13 protein-coding genes are annotated in these 13,397 nt (G+C 38.3%); 9 read left to right on the forward strand and 4 right to left on the reverse strand.

What is annotated here, in order from left to right:
- Positions 1-196: 196 nt before the first annotated feature.
- Positions 197-427 (reverse strand): hypothetical protein, encoded by a 231-nt coding sequence (locus OF158_RS13220; RefSeq protein ID WP_014097412.1) that lies wholly within the window; start codon positions 425-427, stop codon positions 197-199.
- A 636-nt stretch (positions 428-1,063) separates the two neighbouring features.
- On the opposite strand from OF158_RS13220, the gene OF158_RS13225 reads away from it, so the two are divergent.
- Positions 1,064-1,855 carry a hypothetical protein gene (locus tag OF158_RS13225; protein WP_225620910.1) on the forward strand — a complete coding sequence of 264 codons (792 nt, stop codon included), beginning with the start codon at positions 1,064-1,066 and terminating at the stop codon, positions 1,853-1,855.
- Here OF158_RS13225 and OF158_RS13230 read toward each other — a convergent pair.
- The gene (locus OF158_RS13230; RefSeq protein WP_043052472.1) at positions 1,818-3,179 is read right to left on the reverse strand and encodes an IS4 family transposase; all 1,362 of its coding nucleotides are present in this window, start codon (positions 3,177-3,179) and stop codon (positions 1,818-1,820) included. The genes OF158_RS13225 and OF158_RS13230 overlap by 38 nt on opposite strands.
- Before the next feature lie 162 nt (positions 3,180-3,341).
- Between OF158_RS13230 and OF158_RS13235 the strand changes: the two genes are divergently transcribed.
- Positions 3,342-3,581, forward strand: a complete 240-nt coding sequence (locus OF158_RS13235; RefSeq protein ID WP_035184016.1) for a hypothetical protein — start codon at positions 3,342-3,344, stop codon at positions 3,579-3,581.
- Positions 3,582-3,986: 405 nt separating this feature from the next.
- On the opposite strand, the gene OF158_RS13240 is transcribed toward OF158_RS13235, so the two are convergent.
- On the reverse strand, positions 3,987-5,024 hold the full coding sequence (locus OF158_RS13240) for an RpnC/YadD family protein (RefSeq protein WP_014097410.1): 1,038 nt from the start codon (positions 5,022-5,024) through the stop codon (positions 3,987-3,989).
- Between the two features lie 443 nt (positions 5,025-5,467).
- Between OF158_RS13240 and OF158_RS13245 the strand changes: the two genes are divergently transcribed.
- Positions 5,468-6,154 (forward strand): response regulator transcription factor, encoded by a 687-nt coding sequence (locus OF158_RS13245; RefSeq protein ID WP_035184018.1) that lies wholly within the window; start codon positions 5,468-5,470, stop codon positions 6,152-6,154.
- Entirely contained in the window at positions 6,154-7,512 is a 1,359-nt protein-coding gene (locus OF158_RS13250) for a sensor histidine kinase (RefSeq protein ID WP_035184012.1), read from the forward strand. Before OF158_RS13245 ends, OF158_RS13250 begins: the two co-directional genes overlap by 1 nt.
- Before the next feature lie 179 nt (positions 7,513-7,691).
- On the opposite strand, the gene OF158_RS13255 is transcribed toward OF158_RS13250, so the two are convergent.
- On the reverse strand, positions 7,692-8,324 hold the full coding sequence (locus tag OF158_RS13255; RefSeq protein ID WP_014097407.1) for a DUF5666 domain-containing protein: 633 nt from the start codon (positions 8,322-8,324) through the stop codon (positions 7,692-7,694).
- Positions 8,325-8,616: 292 nt separating this feature from the next.
- On the opposite strand from OF158_RS13255, the gene OF158_RS13260 reads away from it, so the two are divergent.
- The 5 genes from OF158_RS13260 to OF158_RS13280 all read left to right on the forward strand — a co-directional run bounded on the left by OF158_RS13260 (position 8,617) and on the right by OF158_RS13280 (position 13,373).
- Complete coding sequence (locus OF158_RS13260) at positions 8,617-9,144, forward strand: folate family ECF transporter S component (RefSeq protein ID WP_026684938.1); 528 nt, start codon at positions 8,617-8,619, stop codon at positions 9,142-9,144.
- 277 nt (positions 9,145-9,421) lie between these two features.
- Positions 9,422-10,255, forward strand: a complete 834-nt coding sequence (locus OF158_RS13265) for a transposase family protein (protein WP_226979850.1) — start codon at positions 9,422-9,424, stop codon at positions 10,253-10,255.
- 92 nt (positions 10,256-10,347) lie between these two features.
- Positions 10,348-10,731 carry a hypothetical protein gene (locus OF158_RS13270; RefSeq protein ID WP_368013971.1) on the forward strand — a complete coding sequence of 128 codons (384 nt, stop codon included), beginning with the start codon at positions 10,348-10,350 and terminating at the stop codon, positions 10,729-10,731.
- Positions 10,732-11,006: 275 nt separating this feature from the next.
- Positions 11,007-11,729 carry a GntR family transcriptional regulator gene (locus OF158_RS13275; RefSeq protein WP_035185274.1) on the forward strand — a complete coding sequence of 241 codons (723 nt, stop codon included), beginning with the start codon at positions 11,007-11,009 and terminating at the stop codon, positions 11,727-11,729.
- Between the two features lie 132 nt (positions 11,730-11,861).
- Positions 11,862-13,373, forward strand: coding sequence for a peptide MFS transporter (locus OF158_RS13280; protein ID WP_035185271.1), 1,512 nt, complete (start codon positions 11,862-11,864; stop codon positions 13,371-13,373).
- Positions 13,374-13,397: the final 24 nt, after the last annotated feature.

A 13,397-nucleotide genomic window follows, 5' to 3' on the forward strand; every position in this document is an offset into this window, starting at 1 on the left:
TAAAGGAAAGCGGATATAGAATTATGAACCGGCGACAGCGGGATTGGCTGGTGTTGCCCAACAGTGTTTAAAAAGGGATCAAAAAGCGTGGAAAAAGTTTTCAAAAAACCATAATAAGATTAAAGAATTTTGTAAGAATAATGAATATCCAACAAAATAAAAAAACTGCTGGTATATCGTGGATTCTGGGAGTTTTTTACAAGTAAATCGCAAATAAAGCCGCCAAAACAGCCATAACAAAGTAATCATTACTATCCATTTTCGTACCGTTTTTAACAAAAACACTTAAAGCCCAATGCAATATTGTTCCATCAGCCGTCTTAGAAACGAATTTTTTGCCGATATTGTAATACAGCACTTTGAATAAGGCAAATGCAATTGAAAGAAACAAATAAAGCAAGATAAACTTACCAAAAAACAAAAGCATTGCCGTCACTCCTATATTTAGTATTCTTCAATCAATAACTTAATTTTACCAAAAACGTCTATAAGAGAAAAAGGGACATTTGTAATGGCTTTCAATAATTTTTGCGCAAATTTTACACAAAGGTAAACAAAAATCTTGATAAATTGTTGGTTTAGAAGATACATTCGACACCCGACCACCGGTACGCGCTCTTTTCGCGTCAAAATCAATTATGATCAGGGACATTGCTTTTGGCGACACATGAAAAAGTAATGTTTAGTCCAACTTATATAAAAAGATGATGTTTTCTTTGACAAAAAAGCTTATCAAATTAGTGATGAAATTTTCATTCAATGTAGATAATATACATAGGATCTAGTATAATATAGATAGTCCGTTAATTAGTAGACAGCTTAAAGGAATAAGTAGGTAAATTGGAATATCATGTATAAAATTGGAACTCAAAAAAGAATTTTATGTACCTTAAACAACTGGCAGGAGGAGAAATCGTCCCTGAAGATCAAGACAGCAATAATAGAACAAAGTCCCTTAAAAATAACTGAAAATTCTCCAACATCAACCCAACACTGTAATTATTTTATAGAAAGAATATGGAATGAAAAGCGATTTTCAAATTTATGCAAAGGAGGTAGACCGGTGCTAAATACGCATAATGACATAAAGCAAACATATTATGCAGAAATCAAAGAAAAGAAGATTAGTTCTTATGGAGCTTATGCAAAAAAGGGAAAGGGAGTCAAACACGAGATAGGAAAAATTTATTTTGCCAGTGACTTATTAAGAGGGAAAGAAAAAAAGTTATATAAAAAATCAGGAAAGGTAAAGGTGTACAATATGTTTACAAGTTTAATGACCTACGAAGATTTAAAATCGCATCCGAAAGAACGACAAACGGAAATTTTAACGAAATGGAGGGAGACCTATTCAGAGAATGAAATAATAGAAGCATTAGGTATTGAAGAAGAGGTGTACTATCAATTGTTGACTGATTTAGGACTTGAAATGAAGAAGAAACGGACAATTCCGCACTCAAAACCGGACGCTGATCCAAACCAAGTGATTCCATTTAATGATTTAAAAAAGCTTCCAAAAAAAGATCAATGGCTGCTTATATCCGAATATACAGAAAAATGGAACGCCCAATCAATTGCAAAAATTTGGGGGAAACGAGATTCTTCCGTTCATAATTATAAACACAATCTGAAAAAATTAGCCCTCAAAAACGGGTGGATAGATGAATATAAGAAAGATAAAGCACAGGAGAATATAAAAGATTTTACGCCGGCTGCTGTGGAATCCGGACAAGAACCAGCTGGAAATGCAGGGGATGAACGTGTTGACCAACTGATGAGTGAGTTTAAGGAAATGAAAATGTTGATTAATAACTTACTCAACTTTCGCAGACTGAAACAGGTAGGTATACCTTGATATAATTCGGCAGACCCGCAATCCATTGTTGTAGTTGACTTTTGATCAGTTGTTGAATTTTCTTATTACTTTTATCCAGAGTATCTTCAAGAATCTCGACTAACTGCTGCAATGCAACAGCCCAATCAAGGTCATCTATTTCATCACATAATTCATAAAACATGCCACCTAATGTTCTGTCATCTACACTGCAACGGTTTTGCCATGACAAGACAATATACCTTGCAAACACAATGGTCGTGTGGCTGATAAGCGCGTCATATGAACGACTCTGGAATTCCTTTTGTAGTTTTAATAGGGACTTTGTTGTTTTGAAGAAAACCTCAATATCCCAACGCATCCCGTAAATACGGATGATTTCCTGGTCACTCAGTGTACAGTCTGTACTCAAAATCGCCAACCAGTCGCTTTTCTTGTTGCGGTTGCGAACAAAGACAACTTTAATTGGCACGCCATTGGCCTGCGTTGTATGGATGGAACGCAAGATTCCTTTCTTTCCACTAGTCGGTTTAGCTAGACGATACAATTCATCTAGGCTAACACGCTTACCATCGACAAAATAGCGTTGTTTTAATTTTTTGACCATACCAATTACGTCAAGACCTTGTTCTGTAATCTCCTTGATGAGAGGTTGTTGGGTGAACCACGAATCCATTAGAACATAGGAAGCATCGATACCAGAATTCATCGCCCGGGCAATCATGCCAGGAATCTGTTCTGGTGCCGTTTGTAATGCTTCTTTTCGGCGCTTATAACCGGAGCTGCGTTTATCGATATTTTCGGATATGCCGTTGATCTGGCTCTTTTTCGAACTCAATAATGAGAAGTCAACGGGTAGGAATGTTGCGCCATCAGACCATCCTAATGTCAACATGCGGAATCCTTTGTAAAAACGCATTTTTTGAGATGCATGATCAAAGCAGCGAGCCAGAAGCTCAACGTGTTTGCTTCGGTTCCGGTCATAAGATGAATCATCTAAAATCAATACTTTCGGACGGTCATGACGTGTCAATTTCGAAACTTTTCCAATCACTGAGGCAACCAGTGAAAGGAGGAAACGACGCCAGTTGAACGTTGATTGGTTGAGAAACCGATAAACGGTATCTTTGGCTGGAATGTCTGTAGCTTTCTTACTTTCCAACATCCTGAACCAGTTTTTGTTTTCAAAGATCATACAAAAAATCAATTGAAAAATGTAGGCACAAGAAAAACCAAAGGACTTCGTAATACCGGCGATTCGCAAGTGTTTCAACATATTCAACTCTTTAAATGTTGATTTTATTTCATTTGGTAGTTGATTATTCAGGCTGTTTTTCGCTATCATAGTAGGAGACACCTCTTCTATTTGGTAGTGATTTTCGATAAATCAACTATACCAAAAGTAGAGGTGTTTTTTCATATATTAATTTTACTGTCAAGTGCTGTATCTGAGACGTAATAGACATTAGCCAGCACTGAATTTATTATGATTTTCTAGGTGCGAAAGTTGAGTAACTTATTATCTTCAAATAACCAAGTTGCCGTTGAAGAAACAGAAAAGATAGCTGAACGTGACGCAACAGAAAATGAAGAAAATAATGAAAAACCGGAGTCCTTTACGATGAATTATGAAAATGAAACAGAAGGATTTATTATCTTTCAAGACTTAAAACGGTTCATCGCAGTTTTGGAAAAAAATCCGGATCGATTTAAAGTTGAAGTGAAGTTAACTCGAATTGAAGAATAATTTTTCCTGAAGAATTTGGGCTAATTAGAAAATCAAACGAATAGCCGGGATGTAGAATACTGGCGCTACAAAAATTACCATTGAATATAAAAATGGATAAAAAAATGCTATGTTAAGTGATTTTTACTGCAAACGTCAGTTCCTTTTTTATCTATTAAATTTTTTTAAAACAACTAGGTAGCACCCAAGAAGCTCATTTTTTAAAAGCCACACGCTAAAGTCAATTTTGCATGTGGCTATTTCTTTATTTAGTGTGAAATCTTTCAAAGAGAACTCTTTGGGTGCTAATATTGTTAAGTGCTTTGCAATCTTAAGAAATTTTCAGTGGCAATTAATGAGTGCTCCTCTAAAATCACTATTTCTTTGATTATATAGAAAGGCAGCCCATCCCTTGTCTCAATTCATTTAGTTATTCACACATTTTTTAATTTTTTTCACTTCATCTATACTGAGTTTTACCATTTTTGCAACTTTTTCAACTGAAAATCCTTCCCTTAATAACTCGGCTGCCAAATTCCTTTTTTCTTCCATTTTCCCTTTTTCAATCCCTATTTCAATTCCTTCTTCCTTCCCCTTTTCAATCCCTTTTTCAATCCCTTTTTCTATCCCTATTTCAATTCCTTCTTCTTTCACAGTTTTCAGATACTCTGCAAATGTAGGAGCTTCTTTAAGCTCTTCAGAATACAGCATATGGTTTGCCTCCTTTTCAATGTGAATAAATAACTCTTTCGTTAATTGTTTTGTTAACTCACCAGGAAGATACAGAAGATAGTCAATAAAGTAACAAAGCGCTTCCGCATAATTAGAACTAAGATTTTGGTTGGATAAGATGAATTCTTTTAACAATTTTTTCTTAACTTCATATCGTTTCTGATAGTTCTTTTCCGTTAGATGAAGGTAAATACCCGCCAATACTGCAATGGCAAAAGGGTTCGTAGACTTTTTCAAAGAAGGAATGTCCGCTTCATTAAACTTATAAGTGTTAAAGCGATACGTAAGTTCAGTGCCGTAAAAGGAGTATTGGAACGGCTCTGAGTTATTTGATTTAGACAAATCGGTCAAAATCGCAATGGAATAAATGTTTTCTTGGAAGCGATCAAACAAGCGATAAAAATAAGTAAACATTCGTTTGGAAAAGTCCGGATCTTGTTTTTCTTGAATTTCAATGTGAATGAATACATATTTTTCTTCGCCGTTTTTCAAGGAAACCTTTACAATTTTGTCTGCAATTCTTTTCCCTTTTTTATGCTTGATGATGACTTTGTGCAGTTCCTGTTCGAGAAAAACAATTCCTTTTCCAAAATCAATGGTCTCATACAAATCAGGTGCAAAGAATAAAATAAATTCCTCAAACAGTTCACTTATAATTTTCTTCCAAAGCCCGTCGTAATCAGTTCCGGGTAAATAGTTTACCTTTTTCTCCAGAATAAGTACTTCTCCCATTATTTTACCCCATCCTTTGCTAAAATTGAATTATTAATCATATTATACATGATAAGAACGTTTGTTTCCACAAAATTTTTCGACCACTATATTGTGCTCCACCAGGTTTTATCCATAGGCCGAATGAAGAACACCGGAAGCGATTAAACGCACACTACCCAAAGTGGTATGGCAATTTAGGCAGTGGAAGCTTTTTTCAAGGAACGGAGCTGAACAACTTCGAAAGGGCCAGCATTGCCAGCAGCTCCACCCACCTATCAAATCATTCAGTTCATTCATTTTTTGACTTTGAGGCAATGGGCCGGAAGAGTTTAAAAACCGTTTCAACGCACTTTGATTTTTCAAACAAAAGTACTGACTGCATTCCTTTCAAAACAGAAAATTGTTAAAATAATGATGGGAATGCACTTTCAGAAGGAGCTGGTCCAGAATTGTCAAAAATCATGATTGTGGAAGACGATGTGAAAATTGCACGGGTGCTGGAGCTCGAATTGCAGCATGAGCACTATGATACCGTTTGGGTAGAGAACGGATCACAAGCACTCAACCTGCTAGAAAGCGAAGATTGGGATTTGGTACTGCTGGATGTGATGATCCCCTGCTTGAGCGGTCTCGAGGTTTTGCGGCGCTACCGTATGAGAAACAGCCGGACACCGGTCATTTTGCTGACAGCCCGCAATTCTGTCCTCGATAAGGTGAACGGGCTAGACCATGGTGCAAATGACTATATTACAAAGCCTTTCAATATTGAGGAATTGCTCGCGCGGATCCGTGCCGCGCTGAGAACGGGTGCACTCCATACCGGCAAATCCGAAAACAGCAAGAAACACGAATATGCCCTTGCCGATTTGCTTGTCAACACGGCAACAAGGCAGGTGACAAGAGGCGGCAAACCGATTGAATTGACAAAACGGGAATTTGATCTTTTATGCTATTTGTTAAAGAATAAACGCATTGTATTAAACCGAGAACAGTTGTTAAATGAAGTATGGGGATTTGAATATGCGGGAGATACGAATGTTGTAGATGTTTATATTGGCTATTTGCGCAAAAAAATTGACCACGGGCACGAAACAGCGCTGATCCACACAGTGAGGGGCGTTGGTTATACAATGAAGGAGACGGGTTAATGTCGATTAAGAAAAAACTTTCGGCATTGCTTATTCTCTGGTCTTTTATTGTGCTCTTTGCCGGCAATACCATTGTATTTTTGGCGTTTCTTTATTTTTCAAAAGACCGGTTGGAAACAAGCCTGGAGAACAGTGCTGAACAATTAGCTGAAAGTGTGAGCAGCGTGGATGCGCTTTTTTCCGATCCGGAACCGATATTGCAAACGCATGTACCGGATGAAGGGATGATCCGTTTATTTAATGCACAGCACCAAAAGGTTTATGTAAAAGCCGATGAAGAAGACCTGTTGTCCATCAAACCGGTGTTTCCGAAAGATGACCAAACCCGTACTATTAAAGGTGAGGATTTCACTGCTATTGTGGCCTCCTATCCGATCATGGAAAACGGAAAATACCTTGGAATGTTGGAACTCTCCGTGGTCCCCGAAGACATATTTGAAGACAGCCGACTGCTGCTTACGATCTTACTGGCCTCCTCTGCTGTTTTAATTGTGCTGGCCGCATTTGTAGGTGTAAAAACTTCCGGTCTGTTCTTAAAACCGGTCTCAACGATGATGAAGACGATGGCGGATATTGAAGAAAACGGCCGCTTTGAAAAGATCCCGCTTGCCCTGAATCATCACGATGAACTGTACCAAATGGCGCTTACCTTTAATGCCATGATTGACCGGCTTGAGGCCATGTTTAAAAAGCAGGAGCAATTTATCTATGACGCCTCCCATGAACTGAAAACACCGCTTACGGTTATTGAAAGCTATGCTGCCATGTTACGGCGCTGGGGAAAAGATGATCCCGAAATCCTGGCTGAAGGGATTGCCGCCATTTCGGATGAAAGCCGGAGACTCAATTCGATCGCCGAGCAGCTGCTTGCGCTTGCCCGTAGTGAAGATGTTTCGTATGAGTTGCAACCGGTTGATGCCGCCAATCTTTGCAGGCAAACTGCAAAGCGGCTCAGCCAATCATCCAACCGCAGCATTTCTGTGAAAGCTGAAACACCCGGGCTGTATGCATGGACCAATGAAGAAAAGTTTGTCCAGGTGCTGGTCATCCTTTTGGACAATGCACTGAAATACAGCCGCTTTCCCGTACAGATTGAAGTGGGAAGCGATAATGATTTTGTGACGGTCACCGTAATAGATCACGGCACCGGCATTCCAAAAGAAGACTTGCCGCATCTCTTTGAACGGTTTTACCGGGTCGACAAAGCGCGAACACGGGGAACCGGCGGGACCGGACTGGGCCTTTCGATCGCCCATTCAATTATGACCCAGCATGGCGGGGGGATTAAAATTGAAAGCGAAGAAGGAAAAGGGACGCGGGTGTGCCTGCAGTTTAAAAAAGTGGTTGATGCCTCATGATCCATCCAGACGGCTCCGGTTTCTTGCGGAGGCGGCCGGGATTCCTGCTGTTTGCTCTTGCCTGTTCCGCTTTGATTCATCCCCTGCATTCATTTTTCAAAAAAGCAAACCGGTATAATTTGCAAAAAAACTGCCTGGGTTTTGGCAGTTTTTTACTCGTGTATTCCTAATTTTCACGGTCAGTCATCATAGCCATCAAGAAATTCGTCATCAAGTTCTGCAGATAAAATTTTATCATGTTCATCAAGATCCAATTCGACTGGTACACCCTTTAGACTGCCACGGTAGCCGTCCCGGTCAAGACGGTAGAAGTGCCCCTTTGTAAAGCTTTTTGTTGTGCCATTCGCCTCAACCTTCATTGATTCTTTTTCGTCTGATACGATAACAGCTTTCACATCCATTGTCCGTTCTGTTTCGATTTTTACCGCTTCTTCTCCTGACGCCTTCAATTCAACAAGCACGCCTTTTTTTAACGGCAAGGAAAAATCTTCGACTACTGTTTGATTCGTCAACTTGAATGTTTCGCTTCCGCCGAACGGAAATGAAACGGTAATGCTTTGTTTATCCAGCGCAGTGACTTTGCCTTCTGTTTCGCGAATGACTGGATTAGCTGTTTTGCTCTGCCCGCCTTCTTTATTAACTGTGTAAGAAGCAACAGGTTCCTCTTTTTTTGCTTCTGGCGCAGAAATGGTTTCGGCTGGGTCTGAATAAACGACTGGCCGTTCTTCTTTCATATTCATTCCGACAGCAATGCCGGCTCCCCCTGCAACGGAGAGGACTATTACCCCGATTAAAACTTTTATCCACTTCATTACGGTTCAATCCCCTTTCACTTGTTTGTTACTATATATTAGTCAGAAAATTTAATAAGACCTTAAGCAAAATTTAAGAATTGGATAAGAATTTCAGCTTTTAACAAACAATCAGGAGGCAATAACGAAGCAGATCTATCCCCTGTTTCATCAAGCATTCGGCCGCTTTATCCCCCCTTTTTTTTCACATTGACAACATCTTCCCTGCGGAGGATAATAAAACTATAAAACTATTGTGAATTTGATGTTAACGTCTGTACATGGGGTAGGTTTACATAATGGGGGTTAAACAATGAATGTTAAAAAAATCGTGTTTGCCGGTCTTTTTATTGCATTAGAAGTGATTTTCACCCGTTTCTTGTCCATACAAACACCAATCATACGAATTGGATTTACTTTTATTCCTACAGCTTTGTCTGCTGTCTTATTGGGACCGTTATTTGCAGGAATAACAGCTGGATTGGCAGATATCATAGGAATGGTGCTATTTTCGGGAGGAGCTGCTTATTTTCCTGGTTTCACCCTCTCTGCGTTTCTGTCAGGTGCCATTTACGGCTTGTTTTTATATCGAAAATCCGTGCGATTTTGGAGAGTATGCATGGCGGTATTGATCATTACAGTTGTTGTTAATCTTGGATTAGATACACTATGGCTATGGATGCTAACCGGAAAAGGGATATTAGGCTTATTGCCAGCAAGATTCATTAAATCCGTCATTATGTTCCCCATACAGGTAATACTGATCCAAGTCGTGTGGAAATCTCTTGCGGTTAGCTTAAGGCTTGAACCCTCCCACCACTTCCCCAACGGTTTTAGGTAGGGCATTTCTTTTTGAATCCAGCACTTTATGGGGAGACTCGTGTTTATGGGGAAGTTTACGCGGTGCCTGATCCTACAGCTCTGAGGAGTAAAAATTTTTCGTGATAATTTAACTATTCCCCCCCCCAAAAATGCGGCTAAATATGTAATAATTTAAATAATTAGAGCTTGCTGGACGAATATTTTGGCATGGCTTAGTGACAAGTCGAATACAAGCTAAAATTTGATTCGTTCAGCAAGCCCTAATTAAACTTGGCTGTTTTGAGGGGGTTTTTATTTTGGTTACTAGAAAAGAAAAAAGAAATCGTGAAAAAGAAGCAAATTATTTTTTCGAGTTCCTTAAAATTCAGAAGCATTTTTTCAGAGACCTGATGAATAACCTAAAAAAGGTAGCAGACCACCGACATCAAAGCTATATCACTTATGGTCCAGAGGTCCTTTTATTTACGATGATGTTGAAAAATATGACCGGCCTAAAATCCATGAGAAACATGAGTGAGAGTTTTAATAAAGAAGAATGTATTAAAAATGTAGGGAAGGTGTTAGGCTTAGATTCTCTTGAAGAACTTCCACATTATGATACAATTAACGACTTTTTATCTGGCTTAGATGTAAATGAATTAGAAAAAATTAGAACGTATATGATTAAAGAATTATTGAAAAAAAGGTCTCTCGAGTCTTATCGAATTGAAGGAAAGTACTGGGGTGTCATCATTGATGGAACTGGATTACACACCTTTCATGAGAAACATTGTAAACACTGCCTGAGACGGGCATATACAAATAAAGAAACAGGAGAAACGAACGTACTTTATATGCACCATGTACTTGAAGCCAAGCTTGTCGTGGGGGATATGGTCTTCAGTATTGCCTCCGAATTTATCGAAAATGAATCAGAAAATGTTTCTAAGCAAGATTGTGAATTAAAAGCCTTCGACAGGCTGGCAAAGAAAATAAAAAAATATTTAAAAGACTACCGATTTGTATCTTGGGAGATAGTCTCTATGCATGTGAAACGGTATTTAATCTGTGCAGGGCGCACAAATGGAAATATATATGCAGATTTAAGGAAGGGAGAATTAAAAGTATCTCGACGGAGTTTAAGGCAATAAAAGAGCTGGAACAAAGTAAGGATCAGAATTCATTAGTTTGGGTGAATGATATTGCCTACAAAGACAGAACGGTCAATCTGATGGAGGCCACAATGAAAACAGAGGATGGGAAATCGAAAGAGTATGTATTTATAACGGATATTAAAATCACGAAAAAGAACGTGGAACGACTCATCGCTGCAGGAAGAAGCCGCTGGAAGATTGAAAATCAAGGATTTAACGAACAAAAAAATAATCGTTACAATATAGAACATGCCAATAGCCAAAACTACACAGCCATGAAAAATCATTATTTATTAGTTCAAATAACAGATATTATTAGACAGCTGTTTGAAAAAGATTCGTCAATCTTAAAAGCACTCAAAAAAACGGCAAAAGAAAAATCCTCAAATCTGTTGGAATCGTTTCGGATACGCATTTTAACAGACGAGGATTTCACCCATTTAAGTAAGCCAATACAAGTAAGGTTTACTTAATGGTTATATTATAGCAAAGGATGTGATGTAAAAAAAGGTTTTTTTGAAGTTATCCACAATTTTAAAAAAGAAATTTGCAAATTCGGCTCTTTTTGACTTTGAAAGCAGAAAAAATAGATGGAAAAATTTTCTAAATGTGGATAAGTCATTTTATCATAAAACATCTAAAAATTGATGAATTTACTCTTCAGAACTGCTGATCCTAAATAAATATTGACAATTGTGATTTTTGTTATTATACTAACTTATAAAGTTATAACTTTTGGAGGAGCAGCATGCAAATCGACAAAAATCTACCAACTCCTTTATATCATCAGGTACAAGAAATTCTTGACAAAAAAATATCCATTGGCCAATGGGAAGAAGGATTTCAAATACCTACCGAGAAAGAATTGGCGCGCATCTTTAACGTAAGTGCAATTACTGTGAAAAGAGCGGTTCAGGAATTAGTAAAGAAGGGCAAACTGTATCGTGTTAGAGGAAAAGGTACTTTTGTATCGAAGAAAACAGAAGAAAAAAGCATTTTGGATGTCGTGACATTCGGTAGCGAAGAAGTGAAGATGAGCCCACATAAATTGCTATATTCTTCAATTGTTCAAGCTGATGATGTCATTTCAGAAAAGTTAAAGTTGAAAAAAGAGGATCAAGTTATTCAGATGATTCGCCTTAAATATGAGAATGATGAACCTGCTGCGATAGAACACACTTTTTTAGTTCATGATTTGTGCAGAAACTTTTTACCTGAAATGACAGAAAAAGAACTTATATACAACGTGGTTCAGCAAAACGGGGTTAGTCTAGACAAGGTGAAGATCAACTTTTCGTCTATCAGTTCGGATTCCTACGAGGCTAATCTTCTAAAAATAAAAAAGGGCACACCCCTTTTTGTTATAGAACGGGTGACATTTACCGAAAAAAACGTCCCTGTAGAATATTCCAAGTTCGTCATACGTCATGATAAAGTCGATTATTATATTGAAGTTAGTCTCAACATGTAAGTGAATTTGGATAAAAAATGTTAGTGATATTTTTACAATCAAAAGTTATAAAAATATAAAGTTATAACTTTATATTTTTACCTAATAATGTCAGAAATTAAAAATTTAAACCAAAATTAAGGAGAATAAAGAATGCGCGATTCCGAAAATGCTGTAAAGAACCAAAAAGTCCAGCCATCCTACTTGCCGCCGCAGAAAGGTTTTTTTGGCCACCCTAAGGGTTTGTCGACGTTATTTTTTACAGAAGTGTGGGAACGTTTTTCTTATTATGGCATGCGTGCTATTCTTCTTTTTTATATGTATGACCAAATCGTACATGGAGGCTTGGGGTTGTCTCAAGGTACGGCTGCCGCCATCATGTCCGTATACGGGGCTTTAGTCTTTATGTCGGGTATTATTGGAGGATGGCTGGCCGACCGCTTGCTCGGCACATTCCATTCTATACTGTTAGGCGGAGTATTCATTATGTTAGGCCACATCGCTTTAGCTGTACCGGCCGGAGTAGTGGCTTTGTTTATCTCAATGGTTCTCATCATTGTCGGAACGGGGCTTCTCAAACCAAATGCCTCAAATGCAGTCGGACATTTATATACCCAAGATGATATCCGCCGGGACGCCGGTTTCAGCATATATTATATGGGCATTAATATTGGGGCTTTTATTGCACCTTATATTGTTGGAACATTAGGACAAAAGGTGAATTATCATCTCGGTTTCGGAATGGCAGCAATAGGAATGGCATTGGGCTTGATTATTTTTTTCTTAACAGCTAAGAAAAATTTATATGAAATATCCTTCAGGCCTATGAATCCTGTAAAAAGTGGGGAAGTTAAGACTCTTTCTTTAAAATTCGTCAGCGGTGCGATTGTGATAGCTCTTTTACTAGTAGTCTTGCAACAGATGGGTATTTTGACCATACACTTCTTTGTCAACTGCATTACGATTGTAGCGATTATTATTCCAATTTTGTATTTTATTGTAATGCTGACGAGTAAAAGAACTACAAATATAGAAAAATCTAGGATTCGTGCTTATATTTTTCTATTTATTGCTTCCGTTTTCTTTTGGATTATTGATGAACAAGGATCAACGACGTTGGCTGCATTTGCAGACCAAAGAACGAACTTGAATGCTTTTGGGTTTATGATTCCGTCGTCTTGGTTTCAGTCTCTGAATCCTATTTGTACAGTCATTTTGGCACCGACCTTTGCCTTTATTTGGATCAAAATGGGACATAGGCAACCGAAGACCCCGCGAAAATTTGCTTTTGGGCTCATTTTTGCCGGACTGTCTTTTTTAATCTTAACACTGCCCTCGCTGTTATACGGTACTGATGTTAAGGCAAGTCCTTTCTGGCTTGTGGCAAGTTACTTCTTAGTCATTGTCGGTGCCATGTGTTTGTCTCCGGTTGGTTTATCAGCCACAACAAAACTCGCACCAGCGGCATTCTCAGCACAAACGATGAGTTTATGGCTGATTTCCGACGCTACGGCTCAAGGGATTAATGCTCAGATCGTGCCACTTTTCAAACCGAGTACCGAGTTCAACTATTTTGGTCTCGTAGGCGGAATGATCATGATTTTAGGTATCATCTTATTCTTCTTCGCACCAAAAATTCATCAAATGATGCGTGGAATAGATTAATTCACATAAAAAAGGACTGATGAA

Source organism: Weizmannia sp. WK01 (assembly GCF_025905465.1).
Lineage (GTDB): Bacteria > Bacillota > Bacilli > Bacillales > Bacillaceae_C > Weizmannia > Weizmannia faecalis.